General features: G+C 71.6%; 1 pseudogene. It reads right to left on the reverse strand.

The window, feature by feature from the left end:
• Nucleotides 1-55: 55 nt before the first annotated feature.
• Nucleotides 56-783, reverse strand: a pseudogene (locus tag AZG88_RS36400) (aminotransferase class III-fold pyridoxal phosphate-dependent enzyme); the annotation flags it as partial.

Raw genomic sequence — 783 nt, forward strand, 5'->3', positions numbered from 1 at the left:
GGAGGGCGGGTGGGTGTCGGCGGCAAGGCTGCCGGCCGCGAGGGGGGAGGACACGTCAGGGCTGGACGGCCGCGGCGGCGGCCTTCGCGGCGTGCGGCAGGGCGTCGGCGATGATCGAGAATGCTCTGTCGTCCATGGCGGCGGAGACGAACCACGCCTCGAACGCGCTCGGCGGCGGGTACACACCGCGTGAGAGCAGCCCGTGGAAGAACGCCGGGAAGCGCCAGGTCTGGGCGGCCTTGGCTTCGGCGTAGTTCGTCACCGGGTCCTCGCTGAAGAACACGCTGAGCATCGTCCCAGCGGTCTGCACCCGGTGCGGCACGCTCTCTGCGGTCAGCGCGTCGGACAGCGTCGGACAGCAGGGTCCGCAGGGTGGCGCTGTTGCGCTCGAGTGCGTCGTACACGCCCTGGTCGGCGGCGCGCAGGCTGGCGAGCCCGGCGGCGACGGCGACGGGGTTCCCGGACAGGGTGCCTGCCTGGTAGACGGGTCCGGCCGGGGCGAGATGCGCCATGACGTCGGCGCGGCCACCGAATGCGGCGGCGGGCAGACCACCGCTCATCACCTTGCCGAACGTGTACAGGTCACCGGCGACGCCGTCGAGTCCGTACCAGCCGGCGGAGCTGACGCGGAATCCGGTCATCACCTCGTCCATGATGAGCAGCGCGCCGTTGTCGCTGGTCAGCTTCCGCAGGCCCTCGTTGAATCCGGGCTGCGGTGCGACTGCACCCATGTTGCCGGCGGCGGCCTCGGTGATGACGCACGCGATCTCGCCCTCGTTCGCG

It is taken from the genome of Rhodococcus sp. LB1, assembly GCF_001583455.1.
Lineage (GTDB): Bacteria > Actinomycetota > Actinomycetes > Mycobacteriales > Mycobacteriaceae > Rhodococcus_F > Rhodococcus_F opacus.